The organism is Curtobacterium sp. PhB25, from assembly GCF_004365375.1.
Taxonomy (GTDB): domain Bacteria; phylum Actinomycetota; class Actinomycetes; order Actinomycetales; family Microbacteriaceae; genus Curtobacterium.
Window position 1 is genome coordinate 669,007 of the sequence record NZ_SODR01000001.1, and the last position, 22,375, is coordinate 691,381.

Annotated in this window: 15 protein-coding genes; 2 read left to right on the top strand and 13 right to left on the bottom strand. The window is 70.1% G+C overall.

Annotated features, from left to right (window positions below; genetic code table 11):
* Positions 1 to 88 precede the first annotated feature (88 nt).
* From uvrC to uvrB, 4 genes are read right to left on the bottom strand one after another with little or no spacing between them, the layout of a single operon-like run.
* Positions 89 to 2,164, bottom strand: a complete 2,076-nt coding sequence (gene uvrC / locus EDF51_RS03090) for an excinuclease ABC subunit UvrC (protein WP_134193793.1) — start codon at positions 2,162 to 2,164, stop codon at positions 89 to 91.
* Positions 2,165 to 5,191: an excinuclease ABC subunit UvrA gene (uvrA, locus tag EDF51_RS03095; RefSeq protein WP_243837065.1), complete on the bottom strand. Its 3,027-nt coding sequence runs from the start codon at positions 5,189 to 5,191 to the stop codon at positions 2,165 to 2,167. It lies immediately after the preceding gene.
* A gap of 49 nt (positions 5,192 to 5,240) precedes the next feature.
* Positions 5,241 to 6,158 (bottom strand): SDR family NAD(P)-dependent oxidoreductase, encoded by a 918-nt coding sequence (locus tag EDF51_RS03100; protein WP_134193795.1) that lies wholly within the window; start codon positions 6,156 to 6,158, stop codon positions 5,241 to 5,243.
* Entirely contained in the window at positions 6,148 to 8,220 is a 2,073-nt protein-coding gene (gene uvrB, locus EDF51_RS03105; RefSeq protein ID WP_134194019.1) for an excinuclease ABC subunit UvrB, read from the bottom strand. Before uvrB ends, EDF51_RS03100 begins: the two co-directional genes overlap by 11 nt.
* A 193-nt stretch (positions 8,221 to 8,413) precedes the next feature.
* Here uvrB and EDF51_RS03110 point away from each other — a divergent pair, with 193 nt between their 5' ends.
* Complete coding sequence (locus EDF51_RS03110) at positions 8,414 to 9,742, top strand: MFS transporter (protein WP_134193797.1); 1,329 nt, start codon at positions 8,414 to 8,416, stop codon at positions 9,740 to 9,742.
* 290 nt (positions 9,743 to 10,032) lie between these two features.
* Here EDF51_RS03110 and EDF51_RS03115 read toward each other — a convergent pair whose 3' ends face one another.
* From EDF51_RS03115 to polA, 7 genes are all read right to left on the bottom strand, one after another.
* Positions 10,033 to 11,250 (bottom strand): acyltransferase, encoded by a 1,218-nt coding sequence (locus EDF51_RS03115; protein ID WP_134193799.1) that lies wholly within the window; start codon positions 11,248 to 11,250, stop codon positions 10,033 to 10,035.
* A complete protein-coding gene (locus EDF51_RS03120) occupies positions 11,247 to 12,749 on the bottom strand; it encodes an AMP-binding protein (protein ID WP_134193801.1) in 1,503 nt (500 codons plus the stop codon). Before EDF51_RS03120 ends, EDF51_RS03115 begins: the two co-directional genes overlap by 4 nt.
* A 22-nt stretch (positions 12,750 to 12,771) precedes the next feature.
* On the bottom strand, positions 12,772 to 13,815 hold the full coding sequence (locus EDF51_RS03125; protein ID WP_134193803.1) for a hypothetical protein: 1,044 nt from the start codon (positions 13,813 to 13,815) through the stop codon (positions 12,772 to 12,774).
* Positions 13,812 to 14,414: a dephospho-CoA kinase gene (gene coaE, locus EDF51_RS03130; protein WP_131846533.1), complete on the bottom strand. Its 603-nt coding sequence runs from the start codon at positions 14,412 to 14,414 to the stop codon at positions 13,812 to 13,814. The genes EDF51_RS03125 and coaE overlap by 4 nt, the downstream gene beginning before the upstream one ends.
* Before the next feature lie 91 nt (positions 14,415 to 14,505).
* Positions 14,506 to 15,984: a 30S ribosomal protein S1 gene (gene rpsA / locus EDF51_RS03135; RefSeq protein ID WP_111083948.1), complete on the bottom strand. Its 1,479-nt coding sequence runs from the start codon at positions 15,982 to 15,984 to the stop codon at positions 14,506 to 14,508.
* 160 nt (positions 15,985 to 16,144) lie between these two features.
* Entirely contained in the window at positions 16,145 to 17,824 is a 1,680-nt protein-coding gene (locus EDF51_RS03140) for a DUF885 domain-containing protein (protein ID WP_134193805.1), read from the bottom strand.
* Positions 17,825 to 17,861: 37 nt separating this feature from the next.
* Entirely contained in the window at positions 17,862 to 20,531 is a 2,670-nt protein-coding gene (gene polA, locus EDF51_RS03145; protein ID WP_134193807.1) for a DNA polymerase I, read from the bottom strand.
* Positions 20,532 to 20,631: 100 nt separating this feature from the next.
* Here polA and EDF51_RS03150 point away from each other — a divergent pair, with 100 nt between their 5' ends.
* Positions 20,632 to 21,000, top strand: coding sequence for a hotdog fold thioesterase (locus tag EDF51_RS03150; protein WP_134194021.1), 369 nt, complete (start codon positions 20,632 to 20,634; stop codon positions 20,998 to 21,000).
* 7 nt (positions 21,001 to 21,007) lie between these two features.
* On the opposite strand, the gene EDF51_RS03155 is transcribed toward EDF51_RS03150, so the two are convergent.
* Both EDF51_RS03155 and EDF51_RS03160 read right to left on the bottom strand, forming a co-directional pair.
* Positions 21,008 to 21,478, bottom strand: a complete 471-nt coding sequence (locus tag EDF51_RS03155) for a GNAT family N-acetyltransferase (protein WP_166673481.1) — start codon at positions 21,476 to 21,478, stop codon at positions 21,008 to 21,010.
* 275 nt (positions 21,479 to 21,753) lie between these two features.
* Positions 21,754 to 22,359, bottom strand: a complete 606-nt coding sequence (locus tag EDF51_RS03160; RefSeq protein WP_071291723.1) for a response regulator — start codon at positions 22,357 to 22,359, stop codon at positions 21,754 to 21,756.
* Between the last annotated feature and the right edge of the window lie 16 nt (positions 22,360 to 22,375).

A 22,375-nucleotide genomic window follows, 5' to 3' on the forward strand; every position in this document is an offset into this window, starting at 1 on the left:
GTCGTGGCGGCCCGGGCGCGTCGCCCGGGGAGGTCTCGGCTGCGGGACCAGGGTATCGCCCGACAGGTGTCGGGAGGCACGGGATGCGTCACGTGGGCAGCTGCGGACCGTCGTGGGTCACGTCGGGGACCCGCACCGGCCCTCCTGGGAGCGGTGCAGGGTCCGCTGGATCCGCGGTGTCCGTCGGGTCCGTCTCGGCGTCCGGCGCGCTCGTCGGGCTCGCCGCACTGGTGGCCGGCGCGCTCGTCGGGGTCTGCTGCAGCTTCGTGACGACCGCCGCGGCAGTCGCCGGACCGACGCCGTTGACCTCGCTGATCTCGTCGGCCGTGGCCTCGCGCAGCCGTGCCACGGACCCGAAGTGCTTGAGCAGCGCGTTCACCCGCGACGGCCCGAGCCCGGGGATCTCGGACAGCCGGGACCGCACGTCGCGCTTGCGGCGGGTGCGCTGGTGCGTGATCGCGAATCGGTGCGCCTCGTCGCGGATGCGCTGGATGAGGAAGAGCGCCTCGGAGTTGCGCGGCATGATCACCGGGAAGTCGTCGTCGGGCAGCCAGAGCTCCTCGAGACGCTTCGCGATGCCGACCAGCGCGATGTCACGCACCCCGGCTTCGTCCAGCGCACGCTTGGCGGCCTGCACCTGGGGTTGTCCACCGTCGACGATGAGCAGTTGCGGGCGGTAGGCGAACCGCTTCGAGGGCTTGGAGCCCTCGACCACCTCGGCGCTCGTCACGTCGGGGACGTCCGGCAGGTCCGCGTCCTCGTCGAGGCGCGCCAGCCGCCGGGTGAGCACCTGGTACATGCTGTCGGTGTCGTCGGTGGTCTCGGCGATCGTGTAGCGGCGGTACTGGTCCTTGCGGGGCAGGCCGTCCTCGAACACCACCATCGACGCCACGACGTTCGTGCCCTGCAGGTGCGAGATGTCGTAGCACTCCATGCGGAGCGGGGCCTCGGTCATGCCGAGCGCGTCCTGGATGTCGGCGAGGGCCGCGGAGCGCGTCGTGTAGTCGGCCGACCGCTTCGTCTTGTAGAGCATCAGCGCCTGGGCGGCGTTCTGCGCGGCCGTGCGGGCCAGGCCGGCACGGTCACCGCGTTGCGCCGTGCTGAGCTTCGTGCCGCGGCCACCCCGCCGTTCGCTGAGCCACTGCTGCAGCGCGTCGGCGTCCTCGGGCAGGGTCGGCACCACGACCTCGCGCGGGGGTTCCTCGGCGACGGCCGCCGGCGTGAGCTCGTTGTCGGCGTAGACGCCCTGCACGATCTGCTCGACCAGGTCACCGGTCGAGATGTCGAGCTCCTTGTCGACGACCCACCCGCGGACACCGCGGATACGCCCGCCACGAACCGAGAACAGCTGGACGGCGGCGGCGAGTTCGTCCTCGGCGATGCCGAACAGGTCGAGGTCCACCGAGTCGCGGAGCACCACGGCGGACTTCTCGAGCACCGCCTCGAGCGCCTCGACCTGGTCGCGGAACTTCGCGGCCTGTTCGTACTGCATCGCATCGGCCGATGCGCCCATGCGCTGGCGCAGCTCGGTGATCACCCGGCGGTCGTAGCTGTTCATGAACCGCACGAACTCCTCGACGAGCGCACGGTGCTCCTCGATGGTGACGCGCTGCGAGCAGGGACCGCCGCACTTGCCGATCTGCCCGGGGAAGCAGGGCTTGCCCGTCTGCATCGCGCGCTTGTACGACGAGTCCGAGCAGGTGCGGATCGGGAACACCTTGATCATCAGGTCGATGGTGTCGTGCACCGCCCAGATCTTCGGGTACGGCCCGAAGTACTTCGCACCCTTGATCTTCCGGTTCCGCGTGACCATCACCCGTGGGGCCTCGTCCGCCATGGTGATCGCCATGTACGGGTACGACTTGTCGTCGCGGAACTTGACGTTGAAGGGCGGGTCGAACTCCTTGATCCAGGTGTACTCGAGCTGCAGTGCCTCGATCTCGGAGCCGACCGTCGTCCACTCGACGCTGCGGGCCGTCAGCACCATCCGCCGGGTGCGTTCGTGCAGCGTCGGCAGCGGCGCGAAGTAGTTGCTCAGCCGGGCGCGGAGGTTCTTCGCCTTGCCGACGTAGAGCACCCGGCCGGCCTCGTCACGCCAGCGGTAGACGCCCGGGTCGGTCGGGATCTCCCCCGCCTTCGGGCGCCACGGGACGGTGTCCGCCACCTACCGTGCACCCGCCTTCTGCTTGGTCGACTTCTTCGGTCGGCTCGCCGTGCGGGCCTCGACCGCCTGCTGCTTGCCGACCCGGGCGTCCTGCGCGTCGAAGATCTCCCGCAGGAAGACGCCCGTGAAGCTCTCCGGCACGTCGGCGACGTGCTCCGGGGTGCCGGTCGCGAGCACCGTACCGCCGCCGGCACCGCCCTCTGGGCCCATGTCGATGACCCAGTCGGCCGACTTGATCACGTCGAGGTTGTGCTCGATCGTGATGACGGTGTTGCCCTTGTCGACCAGGCTCTGCAGCACCAGGAGGAGCTTGCGGACGTCCTCGAAGTGCAGACCCGTCGTCGGCTCGTCGAGCACGTAGACGGTCCGGCCGTTCGAGCGGCGCTGCAGCTCGGTGGCGAGCTTCACGCGCTGTGCCTCGCCGCCGGAGAGCGTGGTCGCGCTCTGGCCGAGACGGACGTACCCGAGGCCCACGTCGACGAGCGTCGCCATGTACCGGTGGATCGCGGAGATCGGTTCGAAGAACTCGGCCGCCTCGCTGATCGGCATGTCCAGGACCTCGGAGATGCTCTTGCCCTTGTAGTGGACCTGGAGCGTCTCGCGGTTGTAGCGCGCGCCGCCGCAGACCTCGCACGCGACGTAGACGTCGGGCAGGAAGTTCATCTCGATCTTGATCGTGCCGTCGCCGGAGCAGTTCTCGCACCGGCCGCCCTTGACGTTGAAGCTGAACCGACCGGGCTGGTAGCCGCGGGTCTTCGCCTCGGGGGTCTCGGCGAACAGCTGCCGGATCCGGTCGAACACGCCCGTGTAGGTGGCCGGGTTCGACCGCGGCGTGCGGCCGATCGGGGCCTGGTCGACGTGCACGACCTTGTCCAGCTGGTCGAGGCCCTTGACGCGGGTGTGCTTGCCGGCGATGTGCCGGGCGCCGTTGAGCTGGTTCGCGAGCACCTTGTACAGGATGTCGTTGACCAGGGTGGACTTGCCCGACCCGCTCACGCCGGTGACCGCGGTGAACACCCCGAGCGGGAAGTCGGCGTCGATCGTCTTGAGGTTGTTCGCCCGTGCGCCCTGCACGCTGATGGTGCGCTTCAGGTTGACCTTGCGACGCTCGGCGGGGACCTCGATCGCACGACGGCCGGCGAGGTAGTCCCCCGTCACCGACTCGCGGTTCGCGATGATGCCCTCGTACGAGCCCGAGTGCACGACGTTGCCGCCGTTGACGCCGGCCCCGGGGCCGATGTCGACGACCCAGTCGGCCGTGCGGATGGTGTCCTCGTCGTGCTCGACGACGATCAGGGTGTTGCCGAGGTCCTTGAGCTTGACCAGGGTGTCGATGAGGCGGCGGTTGTCGCGCTGGTGCAGCCCGATGCTCGGCTCGTCGAGCACGTACAGCACCCCGGTCAGGCCGGAGCCGATCTGCGTCGCGAGACGGATGCGCTGTGCTTCGCCACCGGAGAGCCCGCCGGCGCCGCGCGCCAGGGTCAGGTAGTTCAGGCCGACCTCGAGCAGGAACTCGAGGCGCGCCCGGATCTCGCGCAGGACCGCCGCAGCGATGTGCGCTTCGCGGTCGGTGAGCGTCAGGGTGTCCATGAACGCGTACGCGTTGTCGAGGGACATGTCGGTGACGTCGGCGATGCTGCGGCCGTCGACCGTGACCGCCAGGACCTCGGGCTTGAGGCGCGTGCCCTCGCACACCGGGCACGGGACCTCGCGCAGGTAGCCCTGGAAGCGCTGGCGCTGCGAGTCCGACTCGGCCTCGGCGAACTTGCGCTCGATGTAGGGCATGACGCCCTCGAACCCGCTGGTGTAGCGCATCTCGCGGCCGAAGCGGTTGCGCCACGACACCGACACCTGGAAGTCCTTGCCCGTCAGGATCGCGGCCTGCACCGAGGCGTCGAGCTGGCTCCACGGGGTGTCGAGCGTGAACCCGAGGTCCTTGCCGAGGCCGGCGAGGAGCTTCTCGAAGTACGAGTACAGCCCGCTCGCTCCGGTCCAGGGCAGCAGGACGCCGTCGCGCAGCGAGGCATCGGGGTCGCCGAGCACCAGGTCCGGGTCCACCGACATGCGCGTGCCGAGCCCGGAGCACTCCGGGCAGGCGCCGAACGGCGCGTTGAACGAGAACGTGCGGGGCTCGATCTCGGTCAGCGCGAGCGGGTGGTTGTTCGGGCACGACAGGTTCTCGGAGTAGGTGCGCACCGCACCGGGGCCGTCGTGGTCGACCAGGTCGATGCCGACGGTGCCACCGGTCAGGCGCAGTGCTGTCTCGAGCGAGTCGGTGAGCCGACCGAGGATGTCCTCGTTCGACACCAGACGGTCGACGATCACCGAGATGTCGTGCTTGACCTGCTTCTTGAGCTTCGGCGGGTCGCTGAGCTGGATGCGCTCACCGTCGACGATCGCGCGGGCGTAGCCGGACGCCGCGAGTTCCTGGAAGAGGTCGACGAACTCGCCCTTCTTCTTGGAGATGACCGGGGCGAGCACCTGGAAGCGCGTGCCGGACTCGAACTCCATGAGCTGGTCGGCGATCTGCTGCACGGTCTGCTTGCTGATGACCTCGCCGCACGTCGGGCAGTGCGGCACCCCGATGCGCGCCCAGAGCAGACGCATGTAGTCGTAGACCTCGGTGATCGTGCCCACCGTCGACCGCGGGTTGCGGTTCGTCGACTTCTGGTCGATCGACACCGCGGGCGACAGCCCTTCGATGAAGTCGACGTCGGGCCGGTCGACCTGGCCGAGGAACTGCCTGGCGTACGCGGACAGGGACTCGACGTAGCGTCGCTGGCCCTCGGCGAAGATCGTGTCGAAGGCCAGCGACGACTTGCCGGATCCGGACAGGCCGGTGAACACCACGAGGGAGTCACGGGGGATCTCGAGGTCGACGTTCCGGAGGTTGTGCACCCGGGCCCCGCGGACGCTGAGCGTCGAGGAGCCGGTCGGGACGGTCACGCCGGGGAGGTGGGGGTCGGTCGGCTCGCCGAAGGCGTTCCGGCCCGAGGTCGCGGTGCCGCGGTCAGAGGTGATTGTCATCGCCGTCGATTCTACGAAAGGGGTCCGACATCCGCCCGCGAGTCGGTGGTCAGACGAGTGCGTCGAGAGCGAACGCGACCCCGGAACGACGCTCGCTGGCCGTCCAGAGCCGAGCGGCGGCGGTCCGGTCGTGGGCGCGCGGCTCGGCACGGACCACGGCTGCGGGTCCGCGCAGCTGCATCCACCCGGCCGGTCCCCAGTACTCCCCCGAGCGCACGTCCGCGGCGACCGCAGCGTGCACGAGGGGTTCGGCACCGGCGTCCTTGCCCTGGGCGTACAGCCGCTGCGCCGGCCGGGTCCACGCGGGTTCCGGGCGCGACGGTGCGACGTCCGGGCGCTCCGGCGAGAGCGCGTCGAGCGACAGTCCGGGGTGCGCGACCACGCTGGCGACGGACGAGCCCGCATCCGCCAACCGCTGGGCGAGTTCGAAGCCGAACAGCATCACCGCGAGCTTGCTGCGGCCGTACTGCCGGTAGCTGGAGTAGTGGCCGACGCGGAACGGGTCGCCCGTGTCGAGGCTGGCCCACCGGTGTGCGATCGACCCGAGGTGCACGACGCGACCGCCACGCTGTTCGAGCAGCGGCATCGTCAGCGCCGTCCAGGCGAAGTGCCCCAGGTGGTTCGTGCCGATCTGCAGCTCGGTGCCCTGTGCGGTGGTGCTCGGGGTCGAGGCCCCGACGACGCCGGCGTTGTTCACGATCGCGTCGACGCCGTCCGGTTCGAGGGCCGCGAGCTCGTCAGCGGCGGCACGGACGGAGTCGAGGTCGGCGAGGTCGAGGTGCACGTGCGCCAACGACGCTCCGTCCACGTGCCGCCGGATGCTCTGTTCCGCTGCTGCTGCGCGACCGCGGTCGCGGGTGGCGAGCACGACCCGGTGCCCCGACGCGGCGAGCTGCTCGGCCGCGTGGTACCCGAGGCCCGCGCTCGCCCCGGTGACGACGACCGTGCGGCGATCTTCAGCTGACATGCCCGGCCGACTCCATCTGCCGCAGCGCCTTCTTCAGGTCCTGCACCTCGTCGCGGAGTCGCGCGGCGAGTTCGAACTTCAGCTCCGCTGCCGCCTGCAGCATCTGGTCGTTGAGGTCGCCGATCGTCGCCTCGAGCTGGGTCGCGCCCTCGCCCGCGATGCCGCCGCGCTTCAGGTTGGGCGTGGGCGAGCGGGGACCGTCGGCGCCGGGACGACCCTGCAGCAGCGCCTTGGTGTCGTCGTTCTCGCGCTGCAGCACCTCGGTGATGTCGGCGATCTTCTTGCGGAGCGGCTGCGGGTCGATGCCGCGCTCCAGGTTGTACGCGACCTGCTTCTCGCGACGACGATCGGTCTCCTCGATCGCGGTCTTCATCGAGTCGGTCATCTTGTCGGCGTACATGAGCACCTGGCCCGACACGTTGCGGGCCGCGCGACCGATCGTCTGGATGAGCGACGTGGACGACCGCAGGAAGCCTTCCTTGTCGGCGTCGAGGATGGCCACCAGGGACACCTCGGGCAGGTCGAGGCCTTCTCGCAACAGGTTGATGCCGACGAGCACGTCGTAGACGCCCTGTCGCAGTTCGGTCAGGAGCTCGACGCGCTTGAGCGTGTCGACGTCGGAGTGCAGGTACCGCACCCGCACGCCCGCGTTGCCGAGGAAGTCGGTCAGCTCTTCGGCCATGCGCTTCGTCAGCGTCGTGACGAGCACGCGCTCGTCCTTGTCGACACGCTGCTTGATCTCCTCGAGCAGGTCGTCGATCTGGCCGTCGCTCGGCTTCACGACGATCTCGGGGTCGACGAGGCCGGTCGGGCGGATGATCTGCTCGACGACGCTGTCCGTGATGCCGAGCTCGTACCGACCGGGCGTCGCCGACAGGAAGACCTTCTGCCCGACGCGGTCGAGGAACTCCTCGAACCGCAGCGGACGGTTGTCGAGCGCACTCGGCAGCCGGAACCCGTGGTCGACGAGGGTGCGCTTGCGCGAGGCGTCGCCTTCGTACATCGCGCCGATCTGCGGCACGGTGACGTGCGACTCGTCGATGACGATGAGGAAGTCGTCGGGGAAGTAGTCGATGAGGCAGTGCGGCGCCTCGCCAGCGACGCGGCCGTCCATGTGCCGCGAGTAGTTCTCGATGCCCGAGCAGAAGCCGATCTGCTCCATCATCTCGATGTCGAACGTGGTGCGCATGCGGAGCCGCTGGGCCTCGAGCAGCTTGCCCTGCCCCTCGAGCTCGGCCAGGCGCTCGGCGAGCTCCGCCTTGATGTCGACGATGGCGCGGTGCATGACGTCGGTGTCGGCGACGTAGTGCGACGCCGGGAAGATCGACACGGCGGGCAGGTCGTTGATCACGTTGCCGGTGAGCGGGTGCAGGGACGAGAGCGCTTCGACCTCGTCGCCGAACATCTCGATCCGGATGGCGTGCTCTTCGTACATCGGGATGATCTCGATGGTGTCGCCGCGCACGCGGAAGGTACCGCGGGCGAAGTCGACGTCGTTGCGCTGGTACTGCATCGAGACGAACTTGCGCACGAGCTGGTCGCGCGAGATCGTCTGCCCGACGTGCAGGGCCACCGAGGCGTTCATGTACTGCTCGGGTGTGCCGAGGCCGTAGATGCAGGACACCGTCGACACCACGACGACGTCGCGCCGGCTGAGCAGCGAGTTGGTCGTCGAGTGCCGGAGCCGCTCGACCTCGGCGTTGACCGAGGAGTCCTTCTCGATGAAGGTGTCCGTCTGCGGGACGTACGCCTCGGGCTGGTAGTAGTCGTAGTACGACACGAAGTACTCGACCGCGTTGTTCGGCATCAGACTGCGGAACTCGTTCGCCAACTGCGCGGCGAGGGTCTTGTTGTGCGCGAGCACGAGCGTCGGCCGCTGCACCTGCTCGATGAGCCACGCGGTCGTCGCCGACTTGCCCGTACCGGTCGCACCGAGCAGCACGACGTCGGTCTCACCGGCGTTGATGCGCCCGGCGAGCTCGGCGATGGCCGCTGGCTGGTCGCCACTCGGCGTGTACTCGCTGATGACCTCGAACGGACGTACCGCTCGGGTCGGTTCGATCGCAACACCCATGGCATCAACGGTAGTCGGCACCCCTGACACCAGCGCCCCTGCTCGCCCTCGGCGTATTGTCCTCGCCAAGCAGCCTCCAAGTCCGCTGATAACCAGCGGGCATAGCGTCCGGTCCGTTCAGCAACCCGATCGCTCCGCACGTCCCCGACGAGCCAGCACGAGCCACACCCGAAGAGGCCCCATGACGACGGCGACCCCCGCCGCACCGACGAAGGGCACCCCGTTCCGCGGTCGCATCCGCGGACGAGTGCTCCTCCTGCTCTGCTTCATGTACGCGATCTCGTACATCGACCGGACGAACATCTCGACGGCGCTGCCGCACATCACCGAGGAGTTCGGCTTCAACGAGGCCACCGCGGGCCTGATCGTGTCCGCGTTCTCACTGCCCTACGCGCTGCTGCAGGTCTTCGGCGGCACGATCAGCGAGAAGTTCGGACCGCGCAAGGCCCTCTTCGTCATCACCGTGGTGTGGGGCGTCGCGACACTGTGGACCGGCTTCGCGGTCGGCTTCTGGACCCTGTTCGCGGCCCGGGCGCTCCTCGGGCTGAGCGAGGCCGCGGCGTTCCCGACCGCGACCCAGGCCATGACCCGCTGGATCCCCCGCGACCGCAACGGCTTCGCGCAGGGCGTCGTGCACTCCGCGGCCCGGCTCGGCAACGCGCTGGCCCCGCTGCTCGTCGCCTGGGTGATCGGTTCGACGGGCAGCTGGCGGTGGGCGTTCTTCGCCACGGCGGTCCTGTCCTTCGCCTGGGGCATCGTCTGGTTCGTCTGGTTCCGCGACAAGCCCGAGTCCACGAAGGGCATCACGCAGGTCGAGATCGACGAGCTCCCGCCCGTCGAGACCCGTGCGACCCGCCCGCCGGTGCCGTGGCGGCAGATGGCGCGGCAGATCCTGCCGGTGACCTTCGTCGACTTCGGCTACGGCTGGACCCTCTGGGTGTTCCTCACGTGGCTGCCGACGTTCCTCAGCTCGACCTACGGGCTCGAGATCGGCGACTTCGCCCTGTTCACCACGCTCATCCTGCTCGCCGGCGTCGTCGGGGACACGGTCGGCGGCATGCTCAGCGACCGGATCATCCACCGCGGCGGCAACACCCGGAACGCCCGCCGGACCGTCCTGGTGATCGGACTCGGCGGCTCGCTCGTCTGCCTCATCCCGCTCGTCATCGGGCAGGGCCTGCTCGTCGCGACGATCTCGCTCGCGCTGTCGTTCTTCTTCCTGGAACTCTGCAACGCGAACCTCTGGGCGATCCCGATGGACGTCGCCCCGCAGTGGTCCGGCACCGCGTCCGGCTTCATGAACACCGGCTTCGGCATCGCCGGCGTGGTCTCCCCCATCGTGTTCGGGCTGCTCATCGACGCGTCCGGCTGGCAGCTGCCGTTCGCCCTGTCGTGCGTGCTGCTCGGCGCCGCGGCGGTCGTCGCGTGGTTCATGAAGCCGCAGCGGCTCACGTCGACGAACGGCGTCCTCGAGGTCGGCACCCCCGCCGCCGAGCAGCGCGCCGTCTGACCCGCGACGCGCGCTGTCAGCGGCACGCCGTGCCGAATCGGGCGTACCTGGTCGAGAGGAACGACCAGGTACGCCCGATTCCGCTGTCCGCAACGGGACGTACCGGGCGTGCGCGGGGCCCTGGTGGTCCCCGACCGCCGGACGGGAGGCCCGGGTCCGGGCCGACACGCGCCTCCCGTCCGCCGCGCAGCGCGTCCACCGCCGCGACGCGCATCCGCCGCCGCGCACAGCGAGCAGGAACGGGCGTACCTGGTCGGAAGAACCGACCAGGTACGCCCGGAACGGACAGGTCAGCGCCGGGTGGCGCGCGCCCGACGCTGGGCGCGGGACGCGAGCGACGGCCGGCCGGTGAGCGGCACGCTCAGCGGGGTCCACCGGAACGCCTCGGTGACCGCCACGGACAACACCACCACCAGCAGGTACGTGACGAGGGTCAGCCACGGCCGCGGCACCACGGCCTCGAGCCAGCTGTCGCCGTACAGCAGGATCCAGATGAGGAACGGGTGGCTCAGGAAGATCCCGAACGACCGGTCCGAGGCGTAGTCGACGAAGCGCGCGACCGGGCTGCCGGGACGCCGACGATCCGCCCAGCGCGCACCGATCGCCAGGAAGCCGACGAAGACCGCGGTGCTCCACACGGCCTCGATCGGTTGCAGCGGAGTCCCGGCAGCGTAGAGCGACTGGCCGAGGGCGACCTGGAGCGCCCAGACGCCGAGCGTCAGTGCGCCGACGCCGGCGAAGGCCCAGAGCACGGCCCGGCGGTGCACCCGGATGAACCGGAGGAACGCGTCGGCGTGGTCGGCGGCGATCGCCCCGGAGACGATGAAGAACACGTACGAGAAGAAGAACTGCTTCTGGTAGCCGTGCAGCCAGGCGTCGCTCGCCGGGAAGTACTTGTACCCGGCGAACACGACGAGCTGCACCACCAGCGCCACGACGAGCGTCGTGACGTGGCGCCCGCGGGTCTTCCGGACCAGCCACACGATGACCGGCAGCAGCAGGTACACCTGCATGGTCACGAGCAGAAAGTACAGGTGGTACCAGGACGAGCCGGTGACGATGCCCTCGGCGAGCGTGCGCACCAGGTCGGGCACGTCGCCCCGACGGGTGCTGCTGAGGAGCCAGCTCGAGCCGACGTACACGAACGACCACGCCAGGTACGGCACCCCGACGAGCAGGAACCGCTTCGGCCAGAACTGCGCCATCGGCCGCGGTCGCAACGTGTAGCTGTAGACGAGCACGAAGGCCGTCAGCGAGAAGAAGACGAGCCGGGTGAAGTGCAGCAGGGCGAGCAGCGCGTTCAGGCCGGCGTCGTCGGACGCGGCGGTGTGGCTGGTGGTGTGCACGCCGATGACGCAGGCGAAGGTCAGGATCCGGAGGACGTCGACCTCGTACAGGTGGCGTGGCTTGCCCGCCGCGGTGCGGGTCGGGGTCTGGACCTGGGGCTGTGGCTGGGCCTCCGGCTGCGGCTGCGGCTGGGCCCGTGGCTGCGGCTGAGCGCCGGTCACGACGGCTGCGCCATCGTCCGCACCTTCGCCCGCTGCACCTTGCCGGTGGGCGCGCGCGGCAGGTCGGGGACCACGATGATCTCGACGGGGCGGCGGAAGCGGGTCAGGTGGGCCTCGGCGCGCGCGGTCAGGTCGGCGACGAGCGCAGCGGCGTCCGCTGCGTCGGCTTCGCCCTGCTGCAGGATCACGTACGCCACCGGGACGGCCCCGAGCACGTCGTCCGGCCGGCCGACCACGACGGCCTCGAGCACCCGGGGGTCGCCGAGCAGGACGTCCTCGACCTCGGAGGGGTAGACCTTCTCGCCGCCACGGTTGATGACGTCGTCGGAGCGTCCGGCGAGCGAGACCCAGCCGTCCGCAGCGACGGACCCCACGTCTCCCGTGCTCAACCAGCCGTCGGCGTCGAAGCGGTCGGATGCGCGCCCGAACAGGTAGCGCCCGACGATCCCCGGGCCGCGCACCCACAGTGCACCGACCTCGTCGGCGGGCAGGGCGGCGCCGTCCTCGCCGCGTGCCTGCACCTCGGACCCGACGGGCACGCCGACGGTCCCGGGGCGAGCGGGCGCGTCCAGCGGTGTCGCGGTGATCTGCGACGCACCTTCGGTCATCCCCCAGCTCACGACCAGCGGGACGTCCCCGAGTGCCGTGCGCACCGGGTCCGGCAGCGGTGCGGAAGCACTCCGGACGAACCGGAGGCCCTCCGGGAAGTCCAGCGGCCCGGTCTTCGCGAGCACGGCGAGGATCGCCGGCACCGCGTTCAGCCAGGTGATGCGCCGCTCGGCGAGCAGTTCCCAGAACCCGGTCCGCCGGAAGCGCGCGTCGAGCACGAGCGTCGCCCCGGCGACGAGCGTCGCCAGCAGGCCGACGACCTCGGCGTTGACGTGGAACAACGGCAGCGAGTTGAACCCGCGGTCGCGGCCGGTCAGCCCGTTGTGCCGCGCGACCGCCCGCGCGACGAACAGCAGTTGCGACTCCGGCAGCTCGACGCCCTTCGGAGCGCCGGTCGACCCGGAGGTGAAGAGCACCACGGACCCCTCGCCCGGTGCGTCCGGACTCTGCGTGGGCACGTCACCGTCACGGACGGCGGCCGGGAGGAACGTGGCCGCGTCGATCCCGCTGGCGGGCACTCCGGGGACGGTCCCGTCCACGGCGCGGTCCGACACCACGATCGAGGCCCCGCCGATCAGGTCGGCGAGGCGGGCCGGCTCGGTCGCCGGCTGTCCGGTGTCCACCGGGACGGCACGGCGCCCGGTCGCCACGGCGGTCAGGTGCACCACGGCGAACGCGAGCGGGTCGCCGACGTCGACGAGGACGGCTCCGGAGGCGGGCACGCCGATCGCGTCGAACGTCGCGGACCAGGCGGTCACGGCGTCCTCGAGCGCTCGGTAGGTCAGGACGCGCGCGGAACGCGCGTCCTCCAGGTAGGGGCGCTCGGGGATCTCCGCCGCGCGGTCGCGGATGAGCGAGCGCAGGTCGGGTTCTCCGTCGACGGGCTGCACCAGCAGAGGCTATTGCGCGAGCCTATGAGCCGTCAGAGGGGAACCGGTGCAGCATCCACTGCCAGAGCGCGGTCATCCGGGGTTCCCCGTCCGGTCCGAGCGGCGTGGAGTCCTTGATGATGAACGAGTGCGCCTTCCCCCGGCCCCGGACGTCGGTCAGGATCGCGTGCGGGTCCGCGCCGGCGAGCGGCGGATCGGTGTCCGTCCGGAAGGGGCCGTCGACACCGTCGAGCCCGAGCACCCGCCACGATCCGGTGATCCGCGGGCCGAAGGTGTCGCGGACGTCGTCGACGGCGTACATCCGGGCGACGGGGGTCTTGCCGGGACGGTTCATCCACGCCGCGTGCGACGGACCCCGTGACTCGACGGGCGACGAGAACATCAGTGCCCCGCGGACGGACCGGATGTGCGCGATGTACGCCGCCTCGCCGCCGCCCTGGGAGTGCCCGGCCACGACGATGTCCTGCCAGGCGATGTCGTCGTCGCCCTGCACGAAGCGGCCCCACCCGCCGTCGGGGTCGTGGTCGTCGAGGTAGGCCACCGCGTCGCGGAAGCGGGACACGATCGACCCGGCGGGCGTCACCGAACTGAACTCGGACTGGCGGGTGCCGTCGAACCGGTTGCGCTGCACCATGCCGTAGCAGCGGGCGTCGGACTCACACGTGCCAGACAGGGTGCGACCGAGGTTCCAGTAGTCCAGCCCGAGCACGTGGTACCCGTCCGCCAGGGCCTGCCCGAGGAACCGCTGGTACTCCGCCGGGCGCGACCTCGTGGCGGGCAGGAACAGCAGCAGGGGGCCGTCCGCCGAGGTGCGGGCGGCGAAGTCGTCGCGGTTCGGGGTGAGCCGCTCGCCGCCCACGGTGCCGAGCCGGAAGCGGTGGAACTCCCCCTCGGGTCCGCGCTCGTCGCCCGACGGTGGCTCGTCGGCGTGCGAGCGGTCGATCGTGGGGACGCGGCCCTCGTCCTCGATGCGCTGCGCACCGAGCAGGTTCGCTGCCACCAGCGCACCGCCGCCGATCGCGACGAGCACGATCGCGGCGAGGACGAGCAGCAGACGGTGCTTCACGAGGTGATCCGCGACCACACCTCGTCGGCCGATCGGATCGTCTGGTCGAGGGTGCCCGTCGCGTCGACGACGTGGTCGGCGAGTGCGAGTCGGTCGGCGTCGCTCGCCTGTGCGGCCACCCGGCGCTCGGCCTCGTCGCGTTCCATGGCACGGTGCTCCACCAGCCGCTCGATGCGCTGCGCAGCGGGGGCGTCGACGACCACGACCGCATCGAACCGGAGCGGGCGGGATCCGCGGGCCTCGGCGAGCAGGGGTACGTCGTACACGACGACGGCGTCCGGGTCGGCGGCCTCGGCCGCGTCGAAGGCACGCTGGGCGAGCCGCCAGACCTCGGGGTGGGTGATCGCCTCGAGGTCCTTGCGTGCCGCCGGGTCGGAGAACACGATCGCTCCGAGCGCGGGACGGTCGAGCGAGCCGTCGGCCGCGATCACCGAGGGACCGAACCGCTCGGCGACCTGCGCGAGCCCGGGGCTGCCGGGTGCGACGGCGTCCCGTGCCAGCCGGTCGGCATCGACGACGATGCCGCCGTGCTCCGCCCACCGCTTGGAGACCGTCGACTTGCCCGCGGCGATGCCGCCCGTGAGACCGATGATGCGCACTGCGACAGGCTAACGACCCGCAGCGTGGAAACGCCGGAAGCCCGGCACCCCCTGGGGGATGCCGGGCTTCCGGTCAGTGCGACTCGCTCGATCAGTTGGTCGAGCTGAGCTTCTCGCGGAGCGCCGCCAGCGAAGCGTCGTCGGCGAGGGGGCTGGCGCCACCGGTCTCGCTCGAGAACGACGACGAAGAGGAAGCGGACGACGTCGAAGCGCCGGCCGGGAGGTCGAAGCCACCCTTTTCCTCGTCGGCGATGGTCTTCGCGACCTGCGCCTTGTGGGCTTCCCAACGACCCTGGGCGGCCGCGTACTGGCCCTCCCACTCGGTGCGCTGGGTGTCGTAGCCCTCGAGCCACTCGTTCGTCTCCGGGTCGAAGCCGTCCGGGTACTTGTAGTCACCCTTGTCGTCGTACTCGGTCGGCATGCCGTAGAGCGCCGGGTCGAACTCGGTGCCCTCGGGGTCCACGCCCTCGTTCGCCTGCTTGAGGCTGAGCGAGATGCGGCGACGGTCGAGGTCGATGTCGATGATCTTGACGAAGACCTCGTCGTTGACCGAGACGACCTGCTCGGCGAGCTCGACGTGCTTGTTCGAGAGCTCGGAGATGTGCACCAGGCCCTCGATGCCGTCGGCAACGCGGACGAAGGCACCGAACGGGACGAGCTTCGTGACCTTGCCCGGTGCGATCTGACCGATCGCGTGGGTGCGGGCGAAGACCTGCCACGGGTCCTCCTGCGTCGCCTTGAGCGAGAGCGACACGCGCTCACGGTCCAGGTCGACCTCGAGGATCTCGACGGTGACTTCCTGACCGACCTCGACGACCTCGCTGGCGTGCTCGATGTGCTTCCAGCTGAGCTCGGAGACGTGGACGAGACCGTCGACGCCGCCGAGGTCCACGAACGCACCGAAGTTGACGATCGAGGACACGATGCCCTTGCGGACCTGGCCCTTGTGCAGGTTGTTGAGGAACGTGGTCCGGGACTCGGACTGCGTCTGCTCGAGGAGCGCACGGCGCGACAGGACCACGTTGTTGCGGTTCTTGTCGAGCTCGAGGATCTTCGCCTCGATCTCCTGGCCGAGGTACGGCGTGAGGTCGCGGACGCGACGCAGCTCGATGAGCGAGGCGGGGAGGAAGCCGCGGAGACCGATGTCGACGATCAGGCCACCCTTGACGACCTCGATGACCGTGCCGGTCACGACGCCGTCGGACTCCTTGATCTTCTCGACGTCGCCCCATGCGCGCTCGTACTGCGCACGCTTCTTGGACAGGATGAGGCGGCCTTCCTTGTCCTCCTTCTGGAGGACCAGGGCCTCGACCTCGTCGCCGACCTTGACGACCTCGTTGGGGTCGACGTCGTGCTTGATCGAGAGCTCGCGCGAGGGAATGACGCCCTCGGTCTTGTAACCGACGTCGAGGAGGACCTCGTCGCGGTCGATCTTCACGACGGTGCCGGAGATGAGATCACCGTCGTTGAAGAACTTCAGGGTCTTCTCGACCTCGGCCAGGAAGTCATCAGCCGAACCGATGTCGTTGATGGCGACCTGCTTAGGAGCCTTGGTCGTAGTGGTTGTCATGTAGAGATTGCTCCGAACGGACATGAGTCGGGCCGTGGCGTGCGGGGAGTCGAGACCCCCGTGGTGCTCCGCCGTGGCGATTGATTGAGTGGCGCGGATTGCGCCGCGCAAGTCTAACCGCACCGGCGGAGCCCCCACAACCGGGCGTGTCACCCGCGCGTCAGCCGAGCAGCGCGCTCCGCAGCGTGTCGAGACCGATGCTGCCGAGGGCGAGCGCACGACGGTGGAACGACTTCAGGTCGAAGTCGGCGCCTTCGCGGGCGGCGACCTCGTCGCGGATCGACTCCCACACACGCTGGCCCACCTTGTACGACGGCGCCTGTCCGGGCCACCCGAAGTACCGCGCGACCTCGAACTGCACGAACGCGTCGTCCATGTTCACGTTCTCGCGCATGAAGTCGAGGGCGTACTCCCACGTCCAGCCGCCGCCGTCCGGGTTGGTCTTCTGCAGGTGCACGCCGATGTCGAGCACCACGCGGGCGGCACGCATGCGCTGGCCGTCGAGCATGCCCAGCCGGTCGCCGTCGTCGTCGAGGAACCCGAGCTGCTCCATCAGGCGCTCGGCGTAGAGCGCCCAGCCCTCGACGTGTCCGGACGAGCCGGACAGCTGGCGACGCCACGTGTTCAGCTCACCGCGGTTGTAGACGCCCTGGCTGATCTGCAGGTGGTGGCCGGGGACGCCCTCGTGGTAAACCGTCGTCTTCTCGCGCCAGGTGCCGAACTCGGTGACGCCCTCGGGCACCGACCACCACATCCGGCCCGCGCGCGAGAAGTCGTCGGACGGCCCGCTGTAGTAGATGCCGCCCTCCTGCGTCGGGGCGATGCGGCACTCCAGCCGGCGGATCGGGTCCGGGATGTCGAAGTACGTGCCGGCCATCGCCGCGACGGAGGCGTCGCTCGTCTCCTGCATCCAGCGCTGCAGCGCGTCCGTGCCGTGCAGGATCCGCGACGGGTCGGTGTCCAGCACCTCGATCGCCCGGGCCACGCTCGCACCCGGTTCGATCCGGTCCGCGATCCGCTCCTGCTCGTCACGCATGCGGGCGAGTTCCTCGAGGCCCCACTCGTACGTCTCGTCGAGGTCGACGACGGCCCCGAGGAACCGGCGGGAGTGCAGCTCGTAGGCCTCGCGCCCCACGGCGTCGACCGGGGTGGCGAGCGGCAGCAGCTCGTGCTCGAGGAACTGCCCGAGGCTCCGGTACGCAGCCGACGCGACCTCGGCCCCTCGGGTCAGCTCGGCACGGAGCGAGTCCGGCACGGGAGAGCCGTCGTCGAACGCCGCACCCTCGGCGAGCCGGCGGAAGAAGCCGTCCTCGGCACCGTTGCGGGCGGCCTGCTCCGCGACCAGGGCGACCTGCCGCTTCGCCGGGGTGACGTCCTCGCGCGTGCCCTCGAGCAGGGTCTCGCGGATGCCCTCGAGCGCGCCCGGCAGCGCGTGCAGTCGGCTGGCGACGTCGTGCCAGTCCGACTCGGTCGCCGTGGGCATCAGGTCGATGATCTCGCGGACCGACTGGGCCGGGCTCGCGATCACGTTGAGGTCGCGGAGGTGCAGTTTCCGCGCGTACGACTCCTGCACCAGGTCGAGTTCGGCGCCGAGGTCCGCCTTCGTGACCTCGTCGACGGGGTCCACCGCGACCGCGGCGTCGAGCGTGCGCTTCGCAGCCCGCGCCGCGTCGGCCAGGGCGGCCGCGCCGGCGGGCGAGGTGTCGCCGTACTCCCCCGTGCGACCCGGCACACCGATGTACGTGGCCGTCGTCGGGTCGAGGTCGACGAGGGTGGCGACCCATCCCTCGGCCACGTGGTCGACGGCGGTCTGCTGGCGGACGGGACGCTCTTCGCTCATGCTCCGACCCTATCCACCAGCGCCGTCCGGCACGCGGTCAGTGCGCCGCGCTCTCCCAGTTCGCGCCGAGACCGACCGAGACGTCGAGCGGCACGGTGAGTTCGGCGGCGTTGCCCATCCGGGTACGGAGGATCTCCTCGACGCGGTCCTGTTCGCCGGGCGCGACCTCGAGGATGAGCTCGTCGTGCACCTGGAGCAGCAGGTGCGACTCGAGTCCGCCGTCGCGCAGGTCCTGGTCGACGCCGAGCATCGCGATCTTCATGATGTCGGCCGCCGAGCCCTGGATCGGCGCGTTCAGCGCAGCGCGCTCGGCGTTCTCGCGCAGGACGCGGTTCGGGCTCTTCAGGTCCGGGAACGGCCGGCGACGACCGAAGATCGTCTCGGTGTAGCCGTCCTCGCGCGCCTGCTCGACGACGTTGCGCAGGTAGTCGCGCACGGCGCCGAACCGGGCGAAGTACTCGGTCATGAGCGTCCGGGCCTCGGACTGCTCGATGCGGAGCTGCTTCGACAGCCCGAACGCGCTCAACCCGTAGGCCAGGCCGTACGACATCGCCTTGACCTTGGTGCGCATCTCGGCGGAGACCTCGGCCGGCTCGACGCCGAACACCCGGGCGCCGACGAAGCGGTGCAGGTCCTCGCCCTCGTTGAAGGCCTGGATCAGACCGGGGTCACCGGACAGGTGCGCCATGATGCGCATCTCGATCTGCGAGTAGTCGGCCGTGATGAGCGTCGTGTACGGCTCCGCGACGGCGAACGCCGACCGGACCCGGCGTCCGACCGCGGTCTTCACCGGGATGTTCTGCAGGTTCGGATCGGTCGACGAGATGCGGCCGGTGCTGCTGCCGGTCTGCTCGTACCGGGTGTGGATGCGCCCGTCGACGATCGCCGCGTCGAGCGTGTCCACGATCTGGCGGAGCTTCGTGGCGTCGCGGTGCTGCAGCAGCAGTCCGAGGAACGGGTGCGGGTGCTGCTCCTGCAGGTCGGCCAGGCTCGCGGCGTCGGTCGAGAACCCGGTCTTCGTCTTGCGGGTCTTCGGCATCGCGAGCTCGGTGAACAGGACTTCCTGCAGCTGCTTCGGCGACCCGAGGTTCACCTCGTGCCCGATCTCGGCGAACGCCTGCTGCGCCAGGTCGGCGGCACGCTCCCCCAGTTCCTTCGACAGCCCCGTGAGCACCGGGCGGTCGATGCCGACACCGATCGTCTCCATGCTCGCGAGCACCGACACCAGCGGGAGCTCGATGTCGTCGAGGACCTTGAGCGACGACTCGTCGATCCGGGCACGGAGCGCCGTGGTGACCCGCAGGACGAACCACGCGTGGACGCCGACGTTGACCTGGTCGGTCTCCGGCACGAGCTGGTTCGGGTCGGCGGTGGGGAGCTCTTCGCCGAGCTCCTGGTAGACGAGGTCGGCCAGCGGCTGCCCCTGCTTGCCGGGCTGGGCGAGCCACCCCGTGATGCGGGCATCGCCGGCGATGCCGTTCACGACGAAGCCCGCGGTCGCGAGCACCTTGATCGCGGTCTTGGCGTCGTGGAAGTGCTTCGGGGCGTCGGAGGCGAACCACGCCGACAGCTGCTCGTAGTCCTTCGCGCCGCTGCCACCGGGCACCTGGACGGCGTCGTCGTGCGTGGCGATGCCGATGGTGCTGAGTCGGCCGTCGATGACCTCGACCGCGACGCCGTAGCCGTTCGCCGCCTCGGAAGCGTTGCGGCGCTCGAGCCAGTACCCGAGTTCCTCGTCGATCAGGGTCTTCACCGACGGCGGGGTCGCGGCGCCGTCGGTCACCCCGCCCTCGGCCGGCTGCTCGGACGGTTCACCGGAGCCAGCGACCTTGAAGACGCGGTCGAGCAGCGTGCGGAACTGCAGCTTGGCGAACAGCTCGCGCACGGCGGTCTCGTCGAGGGGCCGGAGCGCGACGTCGGCCGGACCGACGGGCAGTTCGACGTCGGTGACCAGGCGGTTCAGCCGGCGGTTCCGGACCGCACGGTCCTGCTGCTCGCGCAGGTTGTTGCCGACGACGCCCTTGATCTCGTCGGCGTGCTCGAGGACCCCCTCGAGCGAGCCGTACTGCGTGACCCACTTGACCGCGGTCTTCTCGCCGACCTTGTCGATGCCGATCAGGTTGTCGCTGGTCTCGCCGACGAGCGCGGCGATGTCCGGGTACTGGTGCGGCTCGATGCCGTAGCGCTCGTACACCTTGTCGCGGTCGTACCGGGTGAGCTCGGAGACGCCACGGACCGACGGGTACAGCAGCGTCACGTCGTCGTTGACGAGCTGGATGGCGTCGCGGTCGCCGGAGACGACGTACACCTGGTACCCCTGTGCAGCACCCTGGGACGACAGGGTCGCGAGGATGTCGTCAGCCTCGTAGTCCTCCTTCGTCACGGTGGTGATGCCCATCGCCTCGAGCGCCTGCTGCAGCAGCGGGATCTGCCCCTTGAACTCGGCCGGGGTCTCGGAGCGGGTGCCCTTGTACGCCTCGTACTCACGGGTGCGGAACGAGAACCGGGAGATGTCGAACGCCACCGCCAGGTGCGTCGGCTTCTCGCGCTGCAGGAGCATGAGCAGCATCGAGATGAAGCCGTGGATGGCGTTCGTGTGCTGCCCGTCGCGGTTCACGAAACTGTCGACCGGCAGCGCGTAGAAGGCCCGGAAGGCGAGCGAGTGGCCGTCGATGACCATGAGGGTAGGCTTTGCGGAGTCCGACACCCGGACAGCCTACCGACGCCATCCGACACGGGAGTTCGAGCGCGTGACCGACGAAGCCACCATCACCGGGAACGTCGACGAGCGGCTCGCTGCCCGCGGGATGGGCGAGCTCGCCGACAAGATGGGCATGGTCATCACCGAGATGTCGGCCGACCGCGCCGTCGGCAACATCCCGGTCGAGGGCAACCGTCAACCGGTCGGCCTGCTGCACGGGGGCGCCTACGTCGTCCTCGCCGAGAGCCTCGGTTCGATGGCCGCCAACGTGCACGCCGGCGAGGGCCGCTACGCCGTCGGCATCGAGCTGAACGCCTCGCACACCCGCAGCGCCACGTCCGGCACCGTCACCGGTGTCTGCACTGCGATCCACCTCGGCAACACGCTCACCACGCACGAGATCGTGCTCACCGACGACCAGGGGCGCCGCTGCTCCACCGTCCGCATCACCAACCTCATCCGCGAGGCACGCTGACCCGTCGTCAGTCCTCGGGCGGACGCTGCAGCAGCAGCCGAGCGTCGCCGAAGCCGAGCCGCCGGTACAGCCGCTCCCCGTCGACGCTCGAGTGCACCGAGGTCCGCTCGACGCCGAGGTCGTCCGCGATGTCGAGCAGCGCGGTGACGAGTCGTCCGGCGACGCCGAGCCCGCGCAGGTCGGGGTGCACGTAGACGGTCTGCACGTCGGCGGTCAGGCGTCGCCCCGGCCGGTCCGGGGTCGGCGGCCGGGCGACGAGTCCGAGCCACGCCATGCCGAGCACCGCACCGTCGCGCTCTGCGACGACACACCGGTGCGTGTCCGGGTGTTCGCGGGCGAAGGCCGTCATGGCCGCGCGGTAGTCCTGCGGCGTCGCGGCCGGCTCGGCGCCGCCCTCGCCCACACTCCACCGCCACCGCAGGTCGGCCACCGCCGGCATGTCGTCAGGCCGGGAGGCCCGGATCACCACGTCGTCCACGGCTCCAGCCTGCCAGGTGGTCGCCTCCACTGCCCCGCCCTGCGTCCCCACGAGCGCATGCGTCCGCACACTCCGACAGAGCACGCGTCGATCAACCGGTGTCGTGTCGGAACATGCACACGCAGACGATGCGTCCGCACACTCCGACAGAGCACGCGTCGATCGACCGGTGTCGTGTCGGAACATGCACACGCACCGAGCGCCCCGCGCGCCCGGGAACGCAGCAGCGCCGCCGGACCGGGGTCCGACGGCGCTGGTGTGAGCGACGGGTGGTACTACTTCTTGGCGCTGAGCTGCTCGATGATCGCCTTGGCGACGTCGTGCATGGTCAGACGGCGGTCCATCGAGGCCTTCTGGATCCAGCGGAACGCCTCGGGCTCGGTGAGGCCCATCTTCTCGTTGAGCAGGCCCTTGGCGCGGTCGACGAGCTTGCGGGTCTCGAAGCGCTCGACGAGGTCGGCGACCTCGGCCTCGAGCGTGATGATCTGCTGGTACCGCGAGAGGGCGATCTCGATCGCGGGGAGCAGGTCGTTCGGGGTGAACGGCTTGACCACGTAGGCCAGCGCGCCGGCCTCGGTCGCACGCTCGACGAGGTCCTTCTGGCTGAACGCCGTGAGGAGGACCACCGGAGCGATGTGGTTCTTGGACAGCTTCTCGGCTGCGGAGATGCCGTCGAGCTGAGGCATCTTGACGTCCATCACGACGAGGTCGGGACGGAGGTCGGTGGCGAGCTGCACGGCGGTCTCGCCGTCGCCGGCCTCGCCGACCACGTCGAACCCGTTGTCGCGGAGGATCTCGACGATGTCGAGGCGGATGAGCGACTCGTCCTCGGCGACGACGACGCGACGGGGTGCTGTTGCAGTTGCTTCTGTGTCACTCACAGCCGCAAGCCTACTA